This window comes from Glycomyces luteolus, from assembly GCF_027622875.1.
Lineage (GTDB): Bacteria > Actinomycetota > Actinomycetes > Mycobacteriales > Micromonosporaceae > Glycomyces > Glycomyces luteolus.
The window spans coordinates 59220-83652 of record NZ_JAPZVP010000024.1; the positions used below are offsets into that span (position 1 = coordinate 59220).

The window sequence follows — 24433 nt, forward strand, 5'->3', positions numbered from 1 at the left end:
TGTTATTCTACAAACTGTAGAATAATGACACCGATAGGAAGATCCTCCATGCCGCATGCCCCCACAAGCTGCTTCCTCGCGGCCCTTTGCACCGCGGCGGCGCTCGCCGCCGTGGCCGCCTGCTCCGAAACGGACGCCTCGACCAGCGCAGCCGACGACGGCACCGGAGTCGGAGGCGGCGCCACCGAGTACCCGCTCACGATCGACAACTGCGGCCGCGAAGTGACCTTCGAGGCGCCGCCGGAGAACGTGGTGATCATGAACGGCGCCTCGGTCGGCGAGGTCGAGTCGTTCCTCGTGCTCGGCGTGGAGGACGCGATCCTCGCCAACGCCCAGTCGTACGGGATCTCCGAGGACCCCGCGATGGTCGAGCGGATCGCCGCGCTGCCCGACGGCGGCCTCACCCTCAACGAGAACTTCGACGTCCCCGCCGAGCAGCTGCTCGCGCTCGAACCCGACCTCGTCATCTCCACCGCCGCCGGCGGATTCGACCCCGCCTACGGCTTCGCCCCCCGCGACGAGCTCGCCGCGATCGGCGCGAACTCCCTCATCACCCCCGCCAACTGCGCGCTCGGGGCGACCGACGCCACCGCCGAGCAGCAGGAGGCGTTCGCGAACGCGAGCGTCGAAGACTCCTACGCCCTCCTGCGAGTGCTCGGCAGGGTCTTCGACGTCCAGGACAAGGCCGAGGAGGTCGTGGCCGACATGACCGCCCGCATCGACGCGGTCGAAGCGGCGGTCGAAGGCACCGAACGGCCCACCGCGCTCATCGTCTACCCCGGCATGTCCATGATGAACGCCAACGGTCTGCCCGCTGTTATGGCCGGCGGCATCTTCGACGACGTGCTCCACCGCGCCGGCACCCTCAACTCGTTCGCCGACGACGCCGACGTCACCGCCTCGCTGAGCCAGGAGCAGCTGGCCGCCGCCGACGTCGACCTGCTGGTCGTCGGCGGGTTCACGCCGGGCGAGGATCTGGACGCCGAAGCGCAGGCACTGTTCGAGGCCTACCCGGACTGGGCGGCGAGTCGGACCGGCAGTTACGTGACCGTGTCCGATGGGGTCTATCTGGGACCGCTGAACGCCCTGGCCATCGAGAAGATCGCCCAGAGTGCACACCCTGACCGCCTCTGAGAGCCTGGCGCGCCTGCGGCGCGGCGACCGACGCCGTCGCGTCGCGGCGCTCACCGCGCTCGGGGCGGCCCTGCTCGTTCTGGCCGTGCTCGGCGTCGCCGTCGGGTCCGTCCCGGTTGCACCCGACCGGATCTGGGCCGTGCTCGCCGCCAAGGCGGGCCTCGGCAGCGATGCGACGACGCTGGAATCCACCATCGTCTGGACACTGCGCCTGCCACGGGTGGCGATGGCCGTCGTCGTCGGCGCGACGCTGTCGCTCGCCGGGGCGGCCCTCCAAGCGCTCGTCCGCAACCCGCTCGCCGACCCGTACGTCCTCGGCGTCTCCTCGGGCGCGTCGCTCGGCGCGGTGGCTGTGATGACGTTGGGCGCGGCATCCCTTGGGGGCCTGTCCGTTCCGGGCGCGGCCTTCCTCGCCGCCGCCGTCGTTCTGGCCGTGGTCTACGCTTTCGCGCAGCGCGCGGGCTCGTTCACGGATGCGCGCCTCGTGCTCGCCGGCGTCGCGCTCGGATACGTCGCGATGGCCGCCACCAGTTTCCTCCAGTTGCTGGCCGAACCGGCGGAGCTGCGCGGCATCATGTTCTGGACCATGGGGAGCCTCGCCGGCGCCCGCTGGGAGGCCCTGCCGATTCCGGTCGTCACACTCATCGCGGTCGGCGCGTGGCTGCTCGCGCAGGGGCACCCGCTCAATGCGCTCGCGCTCGGGGACGACGATGCGATCGCCGTGGGCGTGGACCTCAAACGCATGCGGCTCGGGCTGCTCGCCGCCTCAGCGGTGCTGACCGCGGTCGCCGTCAGCGTCGCCGGGGGGATCGGCTTCATCGGGCTCATCGTTCCGCACATCATGCGCTTGGCGGTGGGCGCCGACCACCGGATCCTCCTGCCCGCGTCCGCGCTCGGCGGTGCCGTCATGCTGGTCGGGGTCGATCTCATCGCGCGCACCGTCGGCAGCCCGAACGAGTACCCGGTCACGATCTTCACCGCGCTCATCGGCGGGCCGTTCTTCCTGTGGCTCATGCGCGCCCGCGACAAGGAGGCGATGTGAGGGTCGTCATCCGCGACGTCACCGTCGCCTTCGGCCGCACCGAGGTGCTGCGCGAGGTCGACCTGGACGTGCCGGACGGGTCGATGACGGCGATCGTCGGCCCGAACGGCTCGGGGAAGTCGACGCTGCTGCGCGTGATCTACGGCGGGCTGCGCCCCGACCGCGGCACGGTCCATATCGGTGACACGGACGTGCTCGCTGCCTCACCGAGGCGCGTCGCCGCCCTGCGCGGCGTCGTGCCGCAGCAGCAGCCGGCCGCCGGCGGCCTGCGCGTCGCCGACGTGGTCGCCACAGCCCGACAGCACCGCTGGTACGAACGGGAGACGGCCGCCGACGTCGACGCGATCGGCTCGGCCATGAAACGGTGCGGAGCCGCACACCTCCTGCACCGGCGCTTCGACTCGCTCTCCGGAGGTGAGCGCCAGCGCGTCCTCCTGGCGCGCGCCCTCGCGCAGGGCGCACCGGTGCTTCTCCTCGACGAACCGACCAATCACCTCGACCCGGGTGCGCAGCTCGAACTGCTCGCCATCGTCCGCTCCCTTGAAACGACGCGGATCATCGTGCTGCACGATCTCGACCACGCACTGACGCACGCCGATCAGGTCACCGTCCTCCATGAGGGACGAGTGCTGGCCTCGGGCGAGCCCGAGCAGGCGCTGTCGCCCGGGACCGTGCGGGCGGCCTTTGGCCTGCACTCGGCGATCGCGCCGCATCCGCTCACCGGCCGCCCGCATTTGACGTGCGCGCTGCCGGAATGACGTATTCGCAAGGGCCGCACCGAAGCGTGCTTGGGGTCGGTTGGAGGTGCAGGCGTTCGCTGGTAGCGGCAATGCACGGCGAGACGGTCCCACCGTCGACAACGCCGCTGCAGCGGATCATCCGAGCCGCCGGGGAGTCTGGTCCCGCCGAGCGGTCGACTCCCTCCAGAGCAGACGGCTGACCGGTCCGGGCGATGGTGCCAGGTCTCGTCCGGTGACGGCCTTGACAAGCCGGACCATGCCATTGCGTCCGACGCCTTCGAGGTCGAGTTCGACCGAAGTGAGTGCGGGCGTGAGGAACCGTCCGAACTCGGTGTCGTCCCAGCCGGTGACGCTGAGGTCCCGCGGGATCTCCAGCCCGTGTTCACTCGCCCAGCGCATCACTCCGACGGCGACCATGTCGTTGCCGGCGATGACGGCCGTGGGCAGGGCCCCGTGCGGCAGCGCCCGCATGGCGTCGAATCCGGACCGGGCCGTCCAGTCGCCCTCGAATACGCCGGCCGACTCGACTCCCAAGCGGTCGACGGCTTCCAGGTAGGCGTCCTTTCTGGCTCGTGCCGACGCGTATTTCAGATCCCCGGCGACATGGTAGAAGCGCCGGTGACCCAGACCCGAGAGACGTTCGATCATGTCGCGCACCGGTGCGGCGTCGATCAGTTCGCCGACGCTGCGCATCTCGTCGTCGAAGTCGGCCGAGACGACGATGGCCGCGCCGTTCCCGAGCCGACCCTGCGCCGACGGCGCGATGGGGGCCAGTGTCAGAATGCCCTCGACCTGGCCGGAGTCGGCGAGCTCCAAGAGCCGCTCGGTCCGGGCGTCGATGCCGCCTCCGAAGCTGACCAACTCCAGCGAGTATCCGGCCTCGTGCGCGGCCTCGGTCGCCCCGGAGAGGATGCGCGTGGGGTTGCTCGCGACCAGCTCGGGCATCACGATCGCGAGACGGCCGGTGCGCCGCGTGTTCAGGTACCTCGCGACCAGGTTCGGCCGGTAGTCCAGTTCGCTGACGGCCGCGTCAATGCGGGCGAGGGTCTGCGGTTTCAGGCCCTCCCTTGATCGCAGGTACCGGGACACGGTCTGATGCGAGACGTCCGCCAGCCGGGCCACTTCCCTGATCGTCGGTCGCCGGGGGTCCTCAGGGCGTTCGGTCATCGACAGATTCCTTCCACTGACTCAGATGAATATCTTGACACAATAGTGACCGGTCACTATGTTGAAGCCCATCACGAAATAGTGACCGGTCACTCTGAGGTTCGATGCAAAGGAGCGTCAATGCCAGATCCCCTAGCCGCCCCCGGCCGGGCCGCGGCGAGCCGCAGGCGGGACGATCCATGAGCGCGACAACGGAACTGCGCGCCCTGCGGGGGCGCGGTGTCACAGGCAAGCCCGAGAACAAGGCGGCGTTCCTCTTCCTGCTGCCGTGGTTCCTGGGGCTCTTCGTCATCACGCTCGGGCCGATGGCCGCCTCGCTCTTCCTGAGCTTCACCGACTACAACCTGCTGCAGCCGGCAAGGTTCAGCGGTCTCGACAACTTCACCCGGGTGCTCGGCGACGAGCGGCTGCACCAGTCGCTCAAGGTCACGTTCACGTACGTGCTGGTCTCGGTCCCGCTCCAGCTGGCGCTGGCGCTTGGGCTGGCGCTGCTGCTGGACCGCGGTCTGCGGGGCTTGGCGTTCTACCGCTCGGCGTTCTACCTGCCCTCGCTCATCGGAGGCAGCGTCGCCATCGCCGTCCTTTGGCGCACCGTCTTCGGTGCCGACGGCCTGTTCAACCAAGGCCTAGCACTCATCGGCATCGACGGCCCCGGCTGGATCTCCGAGCCCGGCACCGCACTGGGCACGCTCATCGTCCTCAACGTCTGGACCTTCGGTTCACCGATGGTGATCTTCCTGGCCGGGCTGCGGCAGATCCCGCGCATGTACTACGAAGCGGCCTCTGTCGACGGCGCCTCCAGGTCGCGCCAGTTCCGCAGCGTCACACTGCCATTGCTGACACCGATCATCTTCTTCAACCTGGTCCTGCAGATCATCCACGCGTTCCAGTCGTTCACCCAGGCGTTCGTCGTCTCCAGCGGCACCGGCGGCCCGGCCGACTCGACGCTCTTCTACTCGCTGTACCTGTACCAGCGGGGATTCGGGGCGTTCGACATGGGTTACGCGTCAGCGCTGGCCTGGCTGCTGCTGCTCATCATCGGCGCCTTCACCGCGATCAACTTCTGGGCCTCCAAGTATTGGGTCTTCTACGATGACTGACACCCTCGCCCCGGCCCTCGTCCGCAGCGCTCCCCCCGGGAAGCCGCGCCGCCGCGCCCCCGGAAACGTCCGCTGCATCGTCAAGCACGCGGTGCTCATCCTCTGCGCACTGGTGATGCTCTACCCGATCCTGTGGATGATCGTCAGTTCCCTGCGGCCCGAAGACGTCATCTTCCGCGACCCGAGCCTGATCCTCCGCGATCTGGAGACCGGCAACTACGCCGAAGGCTGGGGGGCCTTCGCCGATCCGTTCAGCCACTACCTGATCAACTCCACGATCGTGGTGGCCGGCGCGATCATCGGGAACCTCGTCGCCTGCTCCATGGCCGCCTACGCGTTCGCCCGGCTCGAATTCTCCGGCAAGCGGCTGTGGTTCGGCATCATGCTGGTCACGATCATGCTGCCGGTCCACGTCATCATCGTCCCGCAGTACGTGCTGTTCTCGCAGTTCGGCTGGGTCAACACCTTCCTGCCGCTCATCCTGCCGAAGTTCCTCGCCACCGACGCGTTCTTCGTGTTCCTCATGGTCCAGTTCATCCGCGGCATCCCCCGCGAACTCGACGAGGCCGCCCGCATCGACGGCGCCGGCCACCCGCGGATCTTCGCCCAGATCATCCTGCCGCTCATGGTCCCCGCGCTCGCGACCACCGCCATCTTCACCTTCATCTGGACCTGGAACGACTTCTTCTCCCAGCTGATCTACCTGACCGACCCCGACATGTACACCGTCCCGCTGGCATTGCGCGCCTTCGTGGACACCCAGGCCGGCACCAACTGGGGCGCGACCCTCGCCATGAGCGTGGTCTCGCTGCTGCCGGTCTTCCTCCTCTTCCTGTTCGGCCAGCGGTTCCTCCTGCGGGGCATCGCCACCACCGGCGGCAAGTGATCCACCCGAACCCTTCGACAACCCTTCGCAAAGGAGCGACACCATGCAACGCCGACTCATACTCCGCGGCGCCGGGGCCTCGGCCGCCGCACTCACCGCCGGATCCTCGCTGACCGCCTGCGGCACGGGCGGCGGCGGGGAGATGGAACTCAGTGACGAACCCGTCGAATTGCGCCTCACCTGGTGGGGCTCGGACACCCGCGCCGAACTCACCGAGCAGGCCATCGCCGCGTTCGAAGCCGAGCACGCGAACATCACCGTCAAGGGCGAGTTCAAGGACTGGAGCGGGTACTGGGACGCGCTCGCGACCACGACTGCCGCAGACGACTCCCCTGACGTCCTGCAGATGGACGAGCAATACCTCGCCTCCTACGGCTCCCGCGGAGCGCTGCTCGACCTCGGCACCGCCGGCGAGTTCCTCTCGACTGACGGCATCGAGCCGTCGGTCCTGGAGACGGGCCGGCTCGACGGCGTGCAGTACGCGATGCCCATCGGTGTCGCCGTCCTGTCCTGCGTGGTCAACCAGGACCTGTTCGACCAGTACGGCGTCAGTCTGCCCGACGGCAATACCTGGACCTGGGACGACTACGCCGCGCTCGCGGCCTCGCTGACCGAGGCTAGCGGCGGCGCGATCAACGGCTCGGGACTGTCCGGTTCGGACAACGGAAGCATCCGCTACTGGTCGCGCCTACACGGCGGCGAACTGTTCGGCGAGGACTCGAAGGTCGTGCTCGACCCGCAGACCCTTGCCGCCCAATGGGAATACTGGCTCGACATGATCGCCTCCGGCGCGTGCGAGAGCGCCGCCCAGATGGTCGAGGGCATGAACGCCGGCATCGGCGGCGACGGCATGTCGACCGGCAAGATCGCCATGGGCTTCCTCTTCAACACCCAGATCACCGCCATGCGCGAGGCCAGCGGGGCGAACATGCAGCTGGTCAAGATGCCTGGCAGCGGCGAGGTCGACGCGAACTACTTCAAACCGTCCATGTACTGGTCGGTCTCATCGCAGAGTGAACACCCCGCCGAAGCCGCGCTGTTCGTCGACTTCCTTGTCAACAGCACCGCGGCCGCCGACATCATCGGCACCGAGCGCGGCATCCCCTCCAATACCGCCGCCCTCGAGCACATCACCGCCGACCTCGCCGAGAGCGACCGGCTCGCGGTCGAGTACATGAACTCGGTGACCCCCGGCCCCCCGGCCGTCGTCACCCCCAAGGGCGGCAGCGAGCTCGAGCCGATCCTGCGACGGAACGCCCAGCAGGTGTACTTCGGCGAGGCCGAACCGCTCGCGGCGGCGGAGTCCTTCGTCGAGGAGCTGCAGGGCGAGATCGACGCCGCCAAGTGACCCCGGCTCCGGGGGGCGCCGACCCCGGCGGCCACCGGAACACACCACCACCAGAAACAGAAAGAACGGCACCTCCATGACCCGAAACCCGGTCCTCCGGGCCGCCGTCATCGGCACCGGCGGCATTGCCGGCGCCCACGCGGCCGCCCTGGCAGACTTGCCCGACCGCGTCGAACTGGCCGCGGTGGCCGACATCGATTCGTCCCGAGCGGCCGCATTCGCCGAGCGGTTCGCGATCCCCGCCGTGTACACCGATGCCGAGTCCCTGTTCGCGAACGAGGCGCTCGACCTCGTCCACATCTGCACGCCGCCGCGAAGCCATGCGCCGCTGGCGATCACGGCGATGCGCGCAGGCGTGCCGGCACTGGTCGAAAAACCGACAGCGCTGAGCCTGGCCGAGATGGACGAGCTCGCGGCCGTCCAGGCCACAACCGGCGTGCCGGTGCTGACGGTGTTCCAGCACCGGTTCGGAGCCGCGGCCGTGCGCCTGCGCGCGCTGGCCGAATCAGGCAAGCTCGGCCGCCCTCTCGTGGCGACCTGCGAGACGCTCTGGTACCGCGACGACTCGTACTTCGAAGCCCCATGGCGCGGGCGCTGGGAGAACGAGGGCGGCGGCCCGACCATGGGCCACGGCATCCACCAGTTCGACCTGCTCCTGTCGATCCTCGGACCTTGGGCCGAGGTCACCGCCATGGCCGACCGCCTCGCACGCCCGACCGACACCGAGGACGTCTCGACGGCACTCGTCCGCTTCGACAGCGGCTGCCTCGCCACCGTGGTGAACTCGGTGATCTCGCCGCGCGAGACCTCCCGGCTCCGGTTCGACTTCGAGCACGCCACGGCCGAGGTCGAGCACCTCTACGGCTACACCGCAGCCGACTGGCGCTTCACCCCCGCACCCGGGCAGGAGCACCTTGCCCAACTGTGGACGGCCGAGGCCGGACCCGACCGCAAGGGCGGCCACGCCCTGCAGATCGAGGCGATCCTCGACGCGCTCGCCGCGGGCGAGCCACCGGGTGTGTCCCTCGCCGAGGCCCGCCGGACCCTGGAGCTCGCCGCCGCGACCTACGCCTCGGCGTTCCGCGGCCGCCCGGTGGCCGCCGGGGAGCTCGGACCCGAAGACCCGTTCACCCGCAGTATGGACGGCGGCGCCGTCCCGTGGAACCCGATCAAGGAGCGATCAGCATGACCGGAATCGACATTCGCCACCACCTGGGTACGTCCCTCACCGTCGGCGACGGCCGAGTGGACCTCTTCGAGTACGTCTACGGGCCCGATTCTCCCCAGTTGGAGTCGCCCAAGCCCTACCTGCACCCGATCCGCACGCGCGCCGGTCGCGTGGTCAGCCTCTTCCGGCCCTGGGACCATGTGTGGCACAAGGGCATCGCCCTGTCGCTCCCGCACGTGGGGGAGGAGAACTTCTGGGGCGGCCCGACTTACGTCCACGGCAAGTCCTATGTGCAGCTCGACAACAACGGCACCCAGCACCACCGTGAGTTCACCCGGCTGGAGACCAGCGACCGCGTCGCGGCCATCGCCCACGACCTGGACTGGATCACCGAGTCCGGAACGAAGTGCTTCACCGAGCACCGCGCCATCACCGCGCGAGTCCTGTCCCCCGAAGCGTGGATGCTGACGTTCGAGACGACGCTTCACAACGTTTCCGGACACGACATCGCGATCGGGTCGCCCACCACCAAGGGCCGCGAGAACGCCGGCTACGGCGGCTTGTTCTGGCGGGGGCCCCGATCGTTCACCGACGGCCGCCTGGTGACGACGAACGGCTCGGGATCCGGCAACGAGATGCGCGGAGGACGCCACGAATGGATGGGCTTCGCCGGACGCCATGACCACGACGACGCCGCCTCATTGGTGGTCATGGTCGACGACGCCGGAAACCCGTGCCATCCGCCGCAGTGGTTCGCCCGTTCAGAGGAGTTCGCCTGTCTGAACCCCGCGCCGTTCTTCTCTGAGGAGCTGACCGTCGCCGATGGCCAGACGATCCGCTTCCGCTACGGCGTCGGGATCGCCGACGCAGACGCCGACGCGGCGCCCGAACTCGCCAATTCGGTGCGAAGCGAATTGACGGACGCCGCATTGCCTTCGAGCGCTTGAGGTCGCATCGACTCCACGGACGTCGACGCGGCGGGCGACCTCACTCTCGGCCGAGCCGGGGCGGATCAGTGCGAAGGGCTCCGGAATACACGACGTCCGATCTCCGCCTGATATCCGAGCCGGGTTCGTTCCAGATGCGCATCCGCCGCCCGGCCGGCCGCCTCGGCGTCACCCCTGCGGATCGCATCGAGGATGGCGGCGTGCTCGTCGCGAGCGACCATCAGCGGTCCGCCGCTGAAGCCGTCGAACGCGGCGACGACGACACGATGCTGCAGTGATTGCGCGGACGCGATGGACTCGGCGAGGAGGTGATTGTGCGAGGCGGCCGCCACAGCGCGATGGAAGGCTTCGTCGGCGTTCGCCGCCGCCGCGATATCACCGTTCTCGGCTGCGGTGGTGTAGTCGGCGAGCGCGTTGTCGATGGCCACCAACTCCGCCGGCGTCGCGCGCTCCGCGGCGAGCTCCGCAGCTGCCCGCTCCTGAACGCCGCGGAACTCGAACAGCATCATCACGTGGTCGACGCTCATCGGAATGAACGCGGTCGTGACCTGCTCGCCGAGGTCGGAAGGATCGGCGACGAAGATCCCGCGGCCGCGCTGGACGGTGATCCGGCCCGTGGCCGCCAGCGTTTTGAGTGCGTCCCGAGCGATGGTCCGGCTGATGCCGAGCAGCTCCGCGAACCGCGCCTCGGTGGGCAGGCGGTTACCCGGCCCGAACCCTTGCTCGTCGATGTATCGCATGATCTGCTCGGCGGCCCTTGAGTACCCCGGCCGGTACACGCGTGCCGACTCGGCTGTGGGCCCGACGGTTTCAGTCATCAACTGCCTCTCAGTGGTCGTTACATATAAGCATGCTTCATGTGCTGCGTCCAACCCTCTGAACACCGGTCGCGGAATGACGCTGCTTCATCTACGCCGCCCGGATCAGGTCGGCTCGGTGCGAATCGCCAGGCGATGCGTCCTATTGAACTATTGACATGTATTATTGCGCTGCTAGACTCGGCGATGAACCATATTGACCATGCTTCATCGACGAAATTCCTCGGAGACTTGTCTCAATGAACCAGCTTCATCGAGATTCAGGAGCGAGTCGGCTCGAGACCCGGCGGACACGTCTCGAGGCGTCGATTTCCCGCAAGCCGAGAGGGAAAGATGAGACCCACGATCAGCACCCGAAGAACCGGAATCCTGGCGATCCTCGTGGCGCTGGCGGTCGCCCTGGCCGGCTTCGTGCCGGTCGACGGAGCACGGGCGGCCGTCCAGCACTCGTTCTACGTGTCGCCGACGGGGAGCGACAGCAACTCCGGCACCGCCGCCGCTCCATGGGCCACCCTGGAGAAGGCACGGAACCACATCCGACAGAACAACCTGAACGACAACATGACCGGTGACGTCGTCGTCTACCTGCGCGGCGGGCGGCACGTCCGCACCGCGCCGTTCGACCTGACCGACGCGGACTCCGGTTCGAACGGGTTCAGAGTCGTCTACCGGGCCTATCCTGGCGAGGCCCCCATCATGGACGGCGGCAAGGCCGTCACCGGCTGGACGCGGGCCGGCAGCGCCCCCTACTACGTCGCCGACGTACCCGAGTCCGCCGGCTACGCCGACTACTTCCGGCAGCTCTACGTCGGCGGCAAGCGCGCCCAGCTGGCGATGAGCGAGGGCATCGCCGGCACCGCATTCTGGAACGATCCCGCGATACCCAACCCCCCGGCGAACCCGGACCGCCCCGACCGCTCCTACGACGGCATCGAATTCCCCGCGGGGAGCGTGCCGGACTATACCAACGTCACCGACGTGCGACTCTTCCACATCGCGATCGGATTCAAGGCCGACTACTTCCCGCTGGTCGACATCAGCACCAGCGGTGCCTACAAGCGCGTCCAGCTCGCCCAGCCGCACTTTCAGGTCCGGTTGAACCGTGACGCGGGGGACTCGCTCAACTTCGACCACACCTACTACTTCCTGAACGCGTTCGAGGAGTTGGACGCGCCCGGCGAGTGGTACCACAACCGCGCGACCGACAAGATCTACTACTACCCCCTGCCCGGGGAGGACGTGAACGCCGTCGGTGCGCACGTCCCAGTGGTCGAGTCGCTGGTGAACATCAAGGGCCGCAGCACGACCGCGAAGGCGCGCGACATCACGTTCGACGGCGTCACCTTCGAGCACGGCAACTGGCTGCTGCCGCGCGACCGTCACATCGGCGGCACCCAGGCCGAGGCGCTGTACGCCGACGACCCGTTCAACGATCCGAACTACGACGGGTACGGCGGCGAGGTGCCCGGCCAGATCAGGCTGACCAACACCAACGGCGTCATGTTCACGAACAACACCGTCCGCAAGATGGGCAGTGGCGGCATCCAACTGCTCGACGGCGCCGAGAACACCACGATCACCGGCAACGTCTTCCACAACCTCACCGCGGCCGGCATCATCGCCGGCCGCTGGATGGACGTGCGCGCGGGCAGCGCGGCGCGAACCAAGAACATCGTCATCAGGAACAACATCGTCACGGACACGGGTGACGACTTCTTCCAGGCGACCGGTATCAGCCTGATGAACACGTACAACGCGGAGATATCGCACAATCTCGTCTACGACACTGCCTACATGGGATTCCACCAGCGCAAGTCAGACGAGTTCAATCTGGTCGACGGAGTCGGGAAGACCACGTTCAGCCACAACGAGCTCTACAACGCCACCGCGAAGCACACCTGGGGCATGTACGACGGTGGCGCCGTCTACACCTTCGGCGCGTGGCCGGGTTCCTCCTTCAGCCACAACTACGTGCACGACCACACGTCGTCGTCGAACTTCTACAGCGACAACCAGAGCTACCAGACCCGCTGGGACTACAACGTGTCACAGGACGGACGGTTCGACTGGTCGAATCGCTACCGCCAGCCCCTGTCGGTGTACGCCTCGCATAACCACACCGACGCGTCCAACAGCACGACCAGCGGCGCCATCTTCGACCGCGACGGCGGACCGCATGTCATCAGCGATGGAGCATGGCCGGCAGAGGCCCGCTCGATCATGGACAGTGCGAGCCTGCAGTCCTCCTACGAGCACTTGCGGTCGAAGGTGCCCGCGACCAACCTCGCCAACGCCGCCACCCTGTCCGACAGCAACCGCAGCACCTGGGATTCCTCGCTGAAAAAGCTGTTCGACGAGACGCTGCACACCGGCGAGGCGAGCGCCGAGCAGAGCGAGGCATGGGTGCAGTTCGACCTCGGGGGCGACTACAACGCGTTCACTTTCACGATCCAGCAGGACAACTGCTGCACGTGGATGATCACGCATTGGAAGGTCCAGCGTTGGAGTGCCAGTCAGAACGCCTGGATCGACATCATGCCCTACCAGGCCATCAACACGACCGCTCCGGTCGTCTACAAGCCGCCCACGCACGTGGCCACCACCAGCATCCGGCTGTTCGTACAGAACACCAACACTGGCGGGAAGATCGGCGTACAGGAGTTCAACGTCACCGGCGAAGCCAAGGGCTAGGGCGGCATCGGCGGCCAAAGCGCCGAGGTCGCACAGGGACGGCAAGGGCGGCCGGAACCAGCAGTTCAGCCGTTGAACCGCTTTCCCTGAAGCGGACAACCCCGCCGGCCCGTAGAGGGCGGCGGGGTTGTCCGGCCGACTCGGCTTGGTGGAACTGCCAGCGCCAGGTTCCCTGTGACCGCTTCAGTGGTTACCGGGGCCGCATCCGGCCCGCACCTGATGTGCGCGCTGCCGGAACGACGTATTCGCAAGAGCCGCACCGAAGCGGTCCTAGCATTGATCAGCCGGCGGCATCGGACGGAGCTGCCGCAGCGGTGAGCAGCCGGTGCCCCGCGCGTTCAGGCCGGACCCCCGGGCCCTCAGGCCGGGGAAGGTGCGGCCGGGGAGCAAGAGCGGCGATCGCGTTCTCGTCCACCCGCACACCGAGGCCGGGTGCGTCGCCGAGAATGTAAGAGCCGTCCTCGATGGCGTGCTCGACTTCGATGCCGACGGGCGGGTGCAGGTCCTGCAGCTCGCTGGCGAGGTGGTTGGGCACGGCTGTCGCGGCGTGCAGCAGTCCGACCGGGATGTTGCCGATGGGGCTGACCGGCAGGTCGAACGCGTGCGCCAGCGCGGCCGTGCGCAGGAAGTGAGTGACGCCGCCGACCGCGGCGGTCTGGACGATGTCGACCCCGCCCGCCTTGAGGAGCGGGCGGAACTGCTCGAGTCCAGTGAGGTTCTCGCCTGTGGCGATGGCGGCGCGGACGCCGCGCTGGACCACGGCCAAGCCTTCGGCGTCCCAGCGCCGCACCGGTTCCTCGACCCACGCGAGGTCGAGCGTGCGCTCGAGTTCGCCGATGTGGCGGACGGCCTGTTTGCGCGACCACGTCTCGTTGGCGTCGAGCATGAGACCCGGCCGCGCGGTGCCGGCGTCGGCCAACACTTCTCGCACTAGGGCGAGACGGCGGCGGTCGGCTTCGGGATCGATGCCGCCCTTGAGCTTCGCCGCCCGCAGTCCGCGCTCGGCATAGACGACGTAGGCATTGACCAGCTCTTCGTCGCCCAGGCCGATATCGAGTCCCGAGGCGTAGGCGGGCACGCGCCGGTCGCGACCGCCCAGGAGGAGCCACAGCGGCTGCCCGGCCGCCTGCGCCTTGATGTCCCACAGGGCGGTGTCGAGCGCGCCGATCGTCCCGAACAGAGCGCCGTTGTGGCCGGCCTTGAAGGCGTAGCGCAGCATCCGGTCGTACAAGGCGGTCACACTCCGCGGATCCTCGCCTTCGATCGCGGCGAACACGGTCGCCGCTTCGGCATGCGATCCCAGCCCGACTCCGGTGATCCCCTCGTCGGTGTCGACCAGGAGCACTGGCAGGACGGTGACGCCGTCATCGAGGACACCGTTGGCGTCGCCCACCGGGCGATCCCACTCCTGGATCGTCGTAAACGTTCGGAAACCGGTGATGCGCATGTCATCCCTTCGTGGACCGCGGTGATGCCCGCGGCGATCTGGCGTTGAAAGACGAGATAGAGCAGCAGCACCGGGAGCGCGGCGATGAGCACTCCTGCGGCGAAGGTCGGGATGTCGGCCGCGCAGGGAGCAGCATTCGCGAGCCGCGGAACCGCAACCGGCCCAGCACATACGGCGCGAGACGGTCGGCGAATGGCCGCCGCGCCCCTCGGGCGGGCCGGCACCGCGAGCTCGTCGGGCCCCCGGCCCGCACCGTCGAGGTGCGGGCCGGGGAGGGTGTGCTCGTGTCCGGCACGGTCTCGACTTCTCGCATCGCGTCAGACCGCCTGGTCGCCGTCGGTCGCCTCCACGGTCTCGACGGTGAACTCACTGAACTGCGCCTGACCGACCGAGGTGGAATGAGCGGTGAAGATCATCCCCGCATCCTGCGTAGCGGACGTCCCCGCTGCGGTCACGGGAGCGCCGAGCTGCGTCCAATCGGTGCCGTTCGCCGAAAATTCGGCCGTGACCTGGTCGCCCTCGCGGGAGAGCCGGAGCCAGACCGGGGCCGCGGCCGGCTGCTGCCGTCCTTGGTCGAGGAATCCGTCCCCATCGGAGTCCCACTGAAGGCTCACGCCGTTGTCCGGTGTGGCCACCAGTACGACGTACCCGGTCGCCTCCTCGGGCTCGGTGACGTCGTTGCGGATCACGAGGCCGGCCTTGGTCCACGGGTTGACCGGATCCACCGCGTCGACCCGCACCGTGACGACCGAACCCTCTTGGAAGGAATCCGGAGCGTAGACGGTGCCGTATTCGTCGTCGCGCTGGCCGCCTGCCCCCCAGATGTCGGCGCCCGCATTGCGGATGGCATAGGCACCGTCGAGTTCGCCGAGCACGCCCGGCACTGAGCCGTACGTGCGCAGAGTGGACACCGGCGCGCCGACTGCCGTTGCAGCGTTCACCTTCCGGGAGTTCTGGTCGCCGTTCACGGTGAAGCCGACGGCGACTTCGACCGTGCCGACCTCGATGGGTTCATCGACTGACTCAGGAGCGGTGAGCCGCAGCTCGATCTGGGCCGAACCACCCGCTTCCAGGGAAGCGGGCACCTCGTCGACCGGCTCGACGGTCCAGCCTTCCGAAGCCGTGGCGGTCAGCGACAGGTCGGTCAGGTCCACGTCCTCGGCGACGTTGGTCAGGATCAGTTCGACCGTGATCGCCGATCCCGGTGCGACCGAGCCGTCCGCTGTGATGTCGACGGCCAGTTCCGGGCGGCTCGGGTCGGTGCCGGTCCGCAGTTCGGGCGCGATCCCGGCGTTGTAGATGACTCGGGCGGCGTCGGCGGGGACCGACTCGCCGCGGGCGAGTCCCACCGTGCCGGTGACAGTGTTCGTCCCGCGCCCGTCAGCGAAGTTGGCGCTGCCGCCGATCACCCAGTTGTCGGTGTAGGCGACGTCGCCGGTGTGGTTGTTGGAGCGCTGGTTGAAGAACTGGGTGTGCGCGGCGTCGAAGACGTTGCCCTTCACGGACCAGTAGCGCGAGCCCTCGTCGAAGTAGACGGCCGCGCGTCCGGTCGGGGGATCGTCGGGGAGGCGGATGTAGTTGCCTTCGAGCACACTGCCGGGTGCGGCCGACAGGTTGTAGAACGCGGCGCCGTCGTTCATCTCCAGCATGACGTCGTGGAGGTAGTTGAACGCGATGTGGTTGTCCACCAGCGTGGTGGGCGTGTCGTAGATCGGCTGGTAGTTGTAGAGGCCGCGTTCCAGGTATTCGGGGCTGCCCCCGGGATCGTGGGCGCCCCAGCCGTAGCCGGTGTTGATGCCCGAGTACGGCAGGTTCCGCACCTCGTTGCGGACGATGTTCGCGCGGGTCACGTAGGTGGCGAGGATTCCCGCCCCGTCCTTGTACTCGATGGCGACGTTGTCGACGAGGTTGTCGCTGATGGTGACGTCCTCGACGATCATGCGTTCATCACTGGGGTGGTGCGAGTCGAGTGCGATGCCCCCGGCCACGATTGCCTGGCCTGCGGTCTCGTGGAACTGCGAGCGGGTCACGACGATGTCGGAGGCGCCGAGGCCGATGCCGGTGGCGTGCGCGTTGGCGTCGTTGCCGATGCCGAGGCCCACGGACCCGATGCCGGTGTAGACGTTGTCGCTCAGTTCGATGCGGTGCGCCGCCGACACCTGGACGGCGGCGGGCATCTGGAGGAAGGTGTTGCGTGCGCCTTCGAACTCCTTGCAGCCTTCCGCGCAGGTGGCGAAGGCGTCGGCCGGTCGGTCGTGGTCGCTGCCGACGAGGTACGCGCCGGTCTGCTGGCTCGCGTAGCCTTCGTCGGTGCTCGGGGTCGTCCAGGTCGTGCCGGTGAATTGGATGCCGGAGAACCGAAGGTCGTGCACGGGTTCGTCGTAGGTGCCGCCGATCTCCAGGAGTGTTTCGAGGCGAGGCAGTTCGACGCTCGCCTCGGTCACGTCCTGGCCGTCCAGGGGTTTGTAGTAGACCTTGCCGGCTTCCCGGTCCAGGTACCACTCGCCGTCCTCGTCGAGGAATTCGCGGGCGTTGACGATGTAGAGCGGACCGGCGCGGAAGGTGCGCTGGACGGTGTCCCAGCCCCACGTGTTGTTGTTCCAGGCGGGCTGGGCCATCGCGATGCGGTCGGCGGTGATGTCGGCGACCGGGGACCGGCGGTGGGTGAAGGATCCGACGAACTCCAGTTCGGTGCGGTCGGGCTGGTCGATGTCGGCCAGCCATGCCAGTGAGTCGGCCAGGTCGACGCCGTCGGCGGTGAAGGTCAGGGCGTCGCGGGGGAGTTCGGTGCGGGCGCGGGTGGCGAGACGGCCGTCCACGTAGAGCTGCCTTGCCTCCAGGTTCGCGTCTGCGGGGGCGGGCGCCTCCCACACACCGGGCATCGCGGTCGACTCGGTCCAGCCGGTGACCGGCGAGGCGCCGGAGATGACGGGCGTCTCGCCAGGGGCCGCGGTCCAGGTGATCGGGTGGTCGGCAGAGCCCGAATCGCGAGCGTCGAAGCGGAGGGGTTCGGTGAGGCGGTAGGTGCCGCCGGCCAGTTGCACCACGATGTCGCGGTCGTGGCCGTCGGCGCTACGGACGACTTCTTGGGCCCGCTCCAGTGAGCACGGGACCTGCGGTTGGCACCAGGCGGTGCCCTTGCCGTCCGGGCTGACGTACAGCGTGAGCGTGCGGTCCTTGCCGGCCGCTGCCGCCGGGTTACCCAGCATGGCCACCACGCAGGCGATCGCGGCGCCGAGCGCGGCGAGTGCGAGGGCGGTTCGACTTCGTTGTCTTGTAGCAGGGGGCATTGCTCCACAGCTCCGTTCGTTGAGTGATGTTCGGATGCAAGGTGTTCGGGCTTCCGTTCTGCATGTCTTCAGCGGTTGTGGAGAACCGGTCGGCCGCTCGGAATCTGGGCGACGATGTTGGTGTCGGACGCGATTGCGCCGGCGTCGAGAAGGAGGCGGCCCATGCTGCTCGTTGCTTCATTGCAATCACTCTCCCGAGGTGTCCGGTCGCCTGCTCATCAGCCTGAAACATAGAACGTATGACGTCTGATGTCAAACGCGTGTCGTAGACTGACCGCGACCACCGGGCATGGAGGAACTATGACGGATCTGCGGCACTCCGCCACGGAGCATCCACCGCGCCAGGAGTGGACCCGGAGACCGGCCAATCTGGCCAAGGCGATCACCGCGGAGCTGGTGCGGCGCATCGTGCTCGGCGAATATCCAGCGAACTCGTCGCTGCCGCCGGAACCGGCCCTGTGCGAGGCGTTCGCGGTGAGCCGGACTGTCGTGCGGGAGGCCGTGAAGATCCTTCAGGAGAAGGGCATGGTGCGGATCCGCCGGGGAACGGGCACTACAGTGCGGCCTCAGACGGAGTGGAACATGCTTGACGAGGCCGTGCTCGCTGCGACTGTCGAGGCGGATCGAAGCCTGGCGGTCCTCGATGACCTCGTCGTGACTCGGCGCCTGCTCGAGTCCGACATGGCGAACGTCGCGGCCCGCTCGGCCGACGACGCGTTGATCGAGCGGCTGCACTCACAGGTCGACCGAATGGACGAGCTCGTGGACGACGTCGTCGCCTATAAGGAACACGATCGGGACTTCCACGACTCCGTCATGCGGGCCTCGGGCAACCGCATTGCACGTGCGGTCGTGCGGTCGCTGGAAGGCCAGGTCCTCAACACCGCCGGTTATATGGGCAAGGATGAACGCGATTTGTGCGTGGCGTCGAACCAGGGACACCGCCGCGTCTACGAGCGCATCGCCGCGCGTGATCCAGAAGGGGCGGCCGAGGCGATGTTCAACCACATCACCGAGGCCTGGCTGGCCCGCCGCATCGACCAAGGCGACCCGACCCGACTCGACAGGTGACGCACCGATTTCGGGCTGAGCTCAGGCCGTGGCGAGCGGGCGCCCGCTGTCGCGCCAGCCGAGGACGCCGCCGTGCCTGCCGACCGGCTGCGGAGTCGCGCAGGTCGGTGTAGCCGGTCGCGCTCGTCGGCGTTTCTGAAGCGGGCGCGCACCCGGAGAGCGGACTGCCGCACGCGGCCGCGCACCACGTTCAGGTTGCTGTCCGACCTCGGGCTGACGCAGGCCTGAACTGCGAACCGAAACACACGGCCGGGCGATCCGCATGGATCGCCCGGCCGCTACGTGTTCGGCTTTCGTCAGGCAGCCTCGGCGTATCTGTTGAAGTCGAGGCGGTCGGCGAGTCCGGCTCCAGTGAAGGCCTCCTCGATCTCGACCGGTTCCATCGGCGCTCCCTCCAGATGGCGCCCATTCCTCACGAGAGGCACGCCTGTGCCTGCCTTCGCGAGAAATATTCCACAGAAGTATCTTCCTAGGAATCTTGTTGGGTTAAGCTCACACTGCCGGACCGCTGCCGCGGTTCCGGATCATCGATAGTGAGGAGTGGCGTCATGGGCGCACCCGCCATGGGTTCGATCGGCTGGTTCGAGTTCGGTACGGATCAGCCCGACAAGGTCAAGGAGTTCTACGGGGAGCTGTTCGACTGGCAGTTCAGGCTCAACACCGACCTGCCCGGCGTGAACTACCACGAGATCACCACCACCCCCGGCCAGCCCGCCTCGGGCGGCATCTTTGAATCGGGGGGCAGGTTCGAGGACTACGCCGTCTTCTACGTCCTGGTCAAGGACGTGGCGGCGGTCGTGAAGCAGGCCAAGGGCCTCGGCGCCGAAGTGACCATGGAGCCGGTCACCGACGCCTCCGGGATCACCTTCGGCCGCCTGCGCGACACCGCCGGCAACCACTTCGGCGTCTTCTCGCCGCCCGCGAAATAAGACACGCAGGGAAATGCCCGCCGTCCAACTGGTCGCGGCGGGCATTTCGCGATTGCCGGACTGGCGAGGCAGTCAGCGGGGAGTCGGCAGCGCGCGGCCCGCGGCCCGCAGTTCGACTAGGGTTTCATGAAGCTCTGTAATCCGCTGGCGCGGCACGACCGACCCGATCCGCGCCTCCAGTTCGTTCTCGAAAACACGCATCGCCGCCGCCAGTGCTTGCCGCCCTTGGGCCGTCAGCTCGATGACCGACGAGCGGCGATCGCTCGGATTTGGGTGGCGCACGCAGTATCCGGCGGCTTCGAGCTTGTCGACGACCTTGCTCGTGCCTCCGACGCTGATCGAGAACGCCGCGGCGATATCCCGCACCCGACTGCCGGAATGCTGCTCCAACAGGTCCATGATCTCGAACCAGGTGAGCGGCAGAGCGCACTCGGCCTGGAGGCGCGCGTCAATGGCATCCCACAGCTCAACCTGGAAATAGACCAGCTCATGAAAGAACGACTGCAGACCAGCCACGCTATGCCTTCCCAGGAATTAGCTTCAAGCGAAGCTACATGGTACCTCTCCCACCAAATCGAACCTGGCGGTTGTCTGGCAGGAGCAGCAGGGCGCTCTTGCGCTCATACGGCCCTGATCATGGATGTGCCGGTCGTACGTCGCCGGGAGTAGGAAACTCAGAGTGGAGTCGTGTTCTTCCAGTTCGGGGGCGTACGAATCTGTGACTACATGACCCGGGTGGGTCTCATATCCCAAGGCCCTAGAAATTAGTCGATTATGGATGGCATTGCGGAGCCAATTTACGAGCCATTCGCTGCGGAAAACGATGCTCAACGTTGCCGGACAATGACTATTGATGACTAACGCGCGGTATGATCTACCTGCGAGGATGGTCAGGATATCGGACTTTGAGGCGCATAAAATAGACTTGAGGTGCTAGTGTCCTATTATGGACGTGGGGGTTCAAGTCCCCCCTCGCGCACAGACTAAAGGCCCTGGTAACAGGGCCTTTTTCGTGTCTTTCGGGCAGGCCCGGGGTCCCGGGTGGCGCCTTTGTAGAGGGCCGCGGGGAGCCAATAGGGGAGCCATTCGGTCCGTTTCTTGGAGCCGTTCGCGAAGGCGCCGTTGCGGATCGGCCATTGCCGGTCATTGCTGGTCGTTAGCCAATGATGGCGAGTGGTCGTTGGCATCGAGGCTTTGATCTGGGAGTTCGCTCGTTCCGGGGTTACTGGTCGGTGAGCCAATCGGGCCTGGTAGTCGTGCTTACTCGCGGGTCAGGGGGACGAGTGCGGCCCCCGGCGGTGGTTCCACCGAGGGCCGCTGAAGCGTCCGTTCGATGGGTTAAGGCTTGTCCTCGGGCTCGTTGAGGAGGCCTTTGGCGAAGGCCCCGTCGAGCAGGTCGGCGCCTTTGGTCATGACCGGTCGCAGTTGGTGGCGGTAGACGGTGGCGGTCGTGGTGGTGTTGGCGTGGCCGACGAGGTCGGCGATGAGCTCCAGCGTGGCGCCGTTGTCGGACATGAGTGACACGAACGAGTGGCGCAGTTCGCGCGGTGTCCAGGATCCGGGGATCTCGGCTTTGGCGACGACGGCGCGGAACTGGTCGCGGATGACTTGCGCCTGCTGGACGGTGTCGTTGCGGGTGCCGAAGACGTAGACGATGCCCTCGGACTTCCAGCCGTGCGCCGCGCGCCACGTCTGCTGCTGTTCGCGGTGGGCGAGGAGCAGTGCGACGATGAAGTCGGGCAGGGCGATGGTCCGCCGGCTCTTCAGTGTCTTCGTGTCGCCGCCCTCGCGGACCGACCGCCACACTTCGACATGGGGGGGCAGGTCCTCGAGGTGCTTGCCTCCGCACGAGCAGGATTGGCCCTTGACCGGGTTGAGGTGGGTGTGCGCCCACTCCAGGGGCCGGGCCTCCTCGGTGCGGACGCCGGTGAACATCGACAGCGCGATGTAGGCATGGATCGGCCGGCCCTTGCTGGCTGACAGGAGCGCCTTCCCTTGGTCGAGGGTGAGCGCTTTGCTCGGCCGTCCTTCTTTGCCCTTGGGGGCTTTGACGAGTGCGGCGACGTTGCGCCGGACCCGGTTGCGTCCTTCGGCGAACTTGATGATCCGCCGCAGCGTGAACAGGCGCCGCCGCACCGAGGACGTCGCGAGGGCCTCGGCCATGGTGTCGAGTCAGGCGTCGACGTCGTCGGCTTTGAGCTCCTTGAGCTTCGCCGGACCCAGATGCGGAATGATCCACTTCTCGGCATGGATGCGCAGCTCGTTGACCGTGGCAGGGATCAGCCCGCGAACCCCGTTCTCGAGGAAGTCCCGACAGGCCTGCTCGACGGTGTACTTCTCACCCAGATCGATGCCGTCGTCGAAGTCCTCCTTGAGCTCCTTGAGTTTGGCGCGGACTTCGCGCTGAGTGCTGCCGCTGACCTTCGGGCGGTGGCGGGTGCCGTCGGGCCTGATGCCGAGCGAGATCGAGCCGAAGTAGCACTTTTTCGACTCGTCCCAGTAGATCGACCCGTCGCCTTTGCGGGCCTGCTTGCGCCCGGTGGGCTTCTTCGCGTCAGTCATCGGAGGCCTCCCGTACGCGGTCGGCGACCCAGGAGCGGACGTGGGCCGGGTCGTAGCGCAGGTGCTTGCCGATCCGCGCGGCTGGAGGCCCGGTCCGGTGTTTGCGCCAGGCGCGCAGGGTCTGGACTGGGACCTTGAGGTAGGCCGCGACCTGGTCGATCGACCACAGCGACTCCAGCTCCGTGTTTGTGCCGGTGGTTGGGTGGGTGGTGCATGCGGTGGCTCCTTGCGTGTGGCACGGGCACCGGAGCGAGTCGCGGTCGGCCGAGGCGCTGCTCGGTGGTGAGTTTGGCCGCGAGCGTAGTCCGCGTGGCGTGAAGGGCGGTGGTGCGGTGCCGTGCGGCATCGGGCAGTGTGGCGAGTGCGGTGTGGGTGGCGCGGGTGCGCCAGAACAGGCGGGTGGCGCGTCCCGCGAGCGGGAGCGCGGTCCAGCCGGGCAGGTCGATGGCCGCGACCGGTCCGGTCGGGGCGAGCTCGATCAGGAGCCCGTCGACCAGGTCGCTGGGGCCTTCGACGGTCCGGAGATGCTCGCCCGAGGCTCGGGCACGATCCTGTTCACCACCGGCGCCTCGTCCGTGCGCCCGGAACTCGGTCACGACATGTTCGGCAACGTCGCCCCTGCCGCGGCGTGGCTGCGCAACTGGGCCCACGGTCTGCACGCCGCCGCCGCTCCCCGAGGAGTGCAGGTCGGCCACATAGCGATCGGCGCGTGGATCGGCCGCCAGCCGGGCGCCACCGCATCGGAAGAGATCGCGCCGCTGTACTGGGAGCTGCACACCCAACACGACCAGGTCGAGAAGGTCTTCTTCCCCAGCGACCAACCCGCATCCTGAGCACACATGGTTGAGCCTTACGCCCTTGGCGGGGCGCGGGGTAGAACACGGCGTTGGCCGGGCCGAAAGAGTCGCCCCACAGCCAGAACGTGTTGGCGCTGTTGGACGTCACCAGGATCGGGGCCTCGATCGCGTCGCCCTGGCGCAGACCGCTGGTGAGGGTGGTGAAGGTGTTCGGCTGGCCGGTGGTGGAGCGGGCGACGTAGAGGTTGTTGTCCGCGAGGTTCTTGTAAGCCAGGTAGAACGTGCCATTGTGGATGAGCACGTCGCCGTCGAGCACGCTGAAGCCGGGATCGAAGAAGGCTTCGGCGGCGCCCATGTTCACGAAGTCGCTGGTGTAGTTGACCATGAGGATGTCGCGGGTGCCGTTGTTGGCCGAGTAGACCACGGCGTAGCGGCCACGCGAGGCGTCCCAGAACGCGGTGGGCGCCCACGAGTGGGTGGCCAGGTCGTGGAGCTTGACGCGGCGGTAGCCGGTGAAGCTGCGCAGGTCCGTGGAGTCCCACACGTGGATGTACTGGTTGTTGAGGTGGAACACGCGTCCCTTGAGGTCGGTCGCGAGCGCGACGAAGGTGCCGTCCTGCTTGCGCAGCAGGAACGGGTCGCGAAGGCCCTCCATGCCGGCGGTCGGCGTGGCGACGGGGTTGTTCTGGTTGAGCGGCGTCCAGTCGAGGCCGTCGCTGCTGACGGCGAGGTGCAGCGCGTAGCTGTCGTCGGTCAAGTTCGGCGACTCTTTGAAGTAGGCCATGGCGTAGGCCGCGTAGGTCTGGGCATGCGCGGCGTTCGGCGCGCCAATGGCCGCTACAGCGGCCGAAGCGAGCGCGGTTTGGACAGGAGGGTACGACGAGTAGGCATTGATCAATGCCTTTCTGTGGTGTGCGAACAGTTCGAATCGGATGGTGCGCTGACAGCGGAGGTGATCGCTAACATGCGTACGGCGGCCAAGTGTGATCTAACATTGAGAATGTCAGGACTATCGATTTAAGGGTGAAGCCCCTCGGCGGTGCGTTCGACCGGGACCGGTGACGGAGCTGCACGTGAGCGGGTGGCCCCCCGGGCCACCCGCTCATGCGTTCTTAAGTCGACGCGTCGGGGCGGCTCATCGGAGGGACCATCGCTGACTGCTCCCGCCATAGCAGGTCCACAGGTGCGCGAGCGCACCGTTCGCCGTCGACGCGCCCGCGACATCCAGGCACAGGCCCGACTGCGCGTTGACGACGGAGCCGTCGGCGTTCAAGGTCCACTTCTGGTTCGCGCCGC

21 protein-coding genes and 1 pseudogene are annotated in these 24433 nt (G+C 67.6%); 11 read left to right on the forward strand and 11 right to left on the reverse strand.

The window, feature by feature from the left end:
- Nucleotides 1-48: 48 nt before the first annotated feature.
- The 3 genes from O1R50_RS23050 to O1R50_RS23060 are packed head-to-tail and all read left to right on the forward strand — an operon-like array spanning nucleotide 49 to nucleotide 2934.
- A complete protein-coding gene (locus O1R50_RS23050) occupies nucleotides 49-1134 on the forward strand; it encodes an ABC transporter substrate-binding protein (protein ID WP_270112602.1) in 1086 nt (361 codons plus the stop codon).
- Nucleotides 1112-2176, forward strand: a complete 1065-nt coding sequence (locus O1R50_RS23055) for a FecCD family ABC transporter permease (protein WP_270112603.1) — start codon at nucleotides 1112-1114, stop codon at nucleotides 2174-2176. Before O1R50_RS23050 ends, O1R50_RS23055 begins: the two co-directional genes overlap by 23 nt.
- Nucleotides 2173-2934: an ABC transporter ATP-binding protein gene (locus O1R50_RS23060; protein ID WP_270112604.1), complete on the forward strand. Its 762-nt coding sequence runs from the start codon at nucleotides 2173-2175 to the stop codon at nucleotides 2932-2934. The genes O1R50_RS23055 and O1R50_RS23060 overlap by 4 nt, the downstream gene beginning before the upstream one ends.
- Before the next feature lie 117 nt (nucleotides 2935-3051).
- Here the strand turns inward: O1R50_RS23060 and O1R50_RS23065 are convergent, their stop codons facing one another.
- Nucleotides 3052-4083, reverse strand: a complete 1032-nt coding sequence (locus tag O1R50_RS23065) for a LacI family DNA-binding transcriptional regulator (RefSeq protein WP_270112605.1) — start codon at nucleotides 4081-4083, stop codon at nucleotides 3052-3054.
- Nucleotides 4084-4262: 179 nt separating this feature from the next.
- On the opposite strand from O1R50_RS23065, the gene O1R50_RS23070 reads away from it, so the two are divergent.
- The 5 genes from O1R50_RS23070 to O1R50_RS23090 all read left to right on the forward strand — a co-directional run bounded on the left by O1R50_RS23070 (nucleotide 4263) and on the right by O1R50_RS23090 (nucleotide 9532).
- Complete coding sequence (locus tag O1R50_RS23070; RefSeq protein WP_270112606.1) at nucleotides 4263-5183, forward strand: carbohydrate ABC transporter permease; 921 nt, start codon at nucleotides 4263-4265, stop codon at nucleotides 5181-5183.
- Nucleotides 5176-6069: a carbohydrate ABC transporter permease gene (locus O1R50_RS23075; RefSeq protein ID WP_270112607.1), complete on the forward strand. Its 894-nt coding sequence runs from the start codon at nucleotides 5176-5178 to the stop codon at nucleotides 6067-6069. Before O1R50_RS23070 ends, O1R50_RS23075 begins: the two co-directional genes overlap by 8 nt.
- A 43-nt stretch (nucleotides 6070-6112) precedes the next feature.
- Nucleotides 6113-7417: an ABC transporter substrate-binding protein gene (locus O1R50_RS23080; protein ID WP_270112608.1), complete on the forward strand. Its 1305-nt coding sequence runs from the start codon at nucleotides 6113-6115 to the stop codon at nucleotides 7415-7417.
- Between the two features lie 76 nt (nucleotides 7418-7493).
- Entirely contained in the window at nucleotides 7494-8606 is a 1113-nt protein-coding gene (locus tag O1R50_RS23085; protein ID WP_270112609.1) for a Gfo/Idh/MocA family protein, read from the forward strand.
- Entirely contained in the window at nucleotides 8603-9532 is a 930-nt protein-coding gene (locus O1R50_RS23090) for a DUF6807 domain-containing protein (RefSeq protein WP_270112610.1), read from the forward strand. Before O1R50_RS23085 ends, O1R50_RS23090 begins: the two co-directional genes overlap by 4 nt.
- A gap of 65 nt (nucleotides 9533-9597) precedes the next feature.
- Here O1R50_RS23090 and O1R50_RS23095 read toward each other — a convergent pair whose 3' ends face one another.
- Nucleotides 9598-10350 carry a FadR/GntR family transcriptional regulator gene (locus tag O1R50_RS23095; RefSeq protein WP_270112611.1) on the reverse strand — a complete coding sequence of 251 codons (753 nt, stop codon included), beginning with the start codon at nucleotides 10348-10350 and terminating at the stop codon, nucleotides 9598-9600.
- Between the two features lie 333 nt (nucleotides 10351-10683).
- Here O1R50_RS23095 and O1R50_RS23100 point away from each other — a divergent pair, with 333 nt between their 5' ends.
- Entirely contained in the window at nucleotides 10684-13041 is a 2358-nt protein-coding gene (locus O1R50_RS23100) for a right-handed parallel beta-helix repeat-containing protein (RefSeq protein ID WP_270112612.1), read from the forward strand.
- Between the two features lie 280 nt (nucleotides 13042-13321).
- Here O1R50_RS23100 and O1R50_RS23105 read toward each other — a convergent pair whose 3' ends face one another.
- From O1R50_RS23105 to O1R50_RS23110, 3 genes and pseudogenes are all read right to left on the reverse strand, one after another.
- Nucleotides 13322-14488 (reverse strand): mandelate racemase/muconate lactonizing enzyme family protein, encoded by a 1167-nt coding sequence (locus O1R50_RS23105; protein WP_353895402.1) that lies wholly within the window; start codon nucleotides 14486-14488, stop codon nucleotides 13322-13324.
- Between the two features lies 1 nt (nucleotide 14489).
- A pseudogene (locus O1R50_RS26555) lies at nucleotides 14490-14610 on the reverse strand (carbohydrate ABC transporter permease); the annotation flags it as partial.
- A 195-nt stretch (nucleotides 14611-14805) separates the two neighbouring features.
- Entirely contained in the window at nucleotides 14806-17778 is a 2973-nt protein-coding gene (locus O1R50_RS23110) for a hypothetical protein (protein WP_270112614.1), read from the reverse strand.
- 300 nt (nucleotides 17779-18078) lie between these two features.
- Between O1R50_RS23110 and O1R50_RS23115 the strand changes: the two genes are divergently transcribed.
- The gene (locus O1R50_RS23115) at nucleotides 18079-18849 is read left to right on the forward strand and encodes a FadR/GntR family transcriptional regulator (protein ID WP_270112615.1); all 771 of its coding nucleotides are present in this window, start codon (nucleotides 18079-18081) and stop codon (nucleotides 18847-18849) included.
- A 548-nt stretch (nucleotides 18850-19397) separates the two neighbouring features.
- Nucleotides 19398-19778 (forward strand): VOC family protein, encoded by a 381-nt coding sequence (locus tag O1R50_RS23120; protein WP_270112616.1) that lies wholly within the window; start codon nucleotides 19398-19400, stop codon nucleotides 19776-19778.
- Nucleotides 19779-19850: 72 nt separating this feature from the next.
- Here O1R50_RS23120 and O1R50_RS23125 read toward each other — a convergent pair whose 3' ends face one another.
- The 6 genes from O1R50_RS23125 to O1R50_RS26560 form a co-directional block, all read right to left on the reverse strand.
- Nucleotides 19851-20294 (reverse strand): MarR family winged helix-turn-helix transcriptional regulator, encoded by a 444-nt coding sequence (locus O1R50_RS23125; protein ID WP_270112617.1) that lies wholly within the window; start codon nucleotides 20292-20294, stop codon nucleotides 19851-19853.
- Between the two features lie 822 nt (nucleotides 20295-21116).
- Entirely contained in the window at nucleotides 21117-21941 is an 825-nt protein-coding gene (locus O1R50_RS23130) for a site-specific integrase (RefSeq protein ID WP_270112618.1), read from the reverse strand.
- Nucleotides 21942-21950: 9 nt separating this feature from the next.
- Entirely contained in the window at nucleotides 21951-22340 is a 390-nt protein-coding gene (locus O1R50_RS23135; RefSeq protein WP_270112619.1) for a hypothetical protein, read from the reverse strand.
- The gene (locus tag O1R50_RS23140; protein ID WP_270112620.1) at nucleotides 22333-22686 is read right to left on the reverse strand and encodes a helix-turn-helix domain-containing protein; all 354 of its coding nucleotides are present in this window, start codon (nucleotides 22684-22686) and stop codon (nucleotides 22333-22335) included. The genes O1R50_RS23135 and O1R50_RS23140 overlap by 8 nt, the downstream gene beginning before the upstream one ends.
- A 209-nt stretch (nucleotides 22687-22895) precedes the next feature.
- Complete coding sequence (locus O1R50_RS23145; RefSeq protein WP_408612799.1) at nucleotides 22896-24032, reverse strand: glycoside hydrolase family 43 protein; 1137 nt, start codon at nucleotides 24030-24032, stop codon at nucleotides 22896-22898.
- 240 nt (nucleotides 24033-24272) lie between these two features.
- On the reverse strand, nucleotides 24273-24433 hold a 161-nt coding region (locus O1R50_RS26560; RefSeq protein WP_408612800.1), incomplete at its 5' end, for an RICIN domain-containing protein.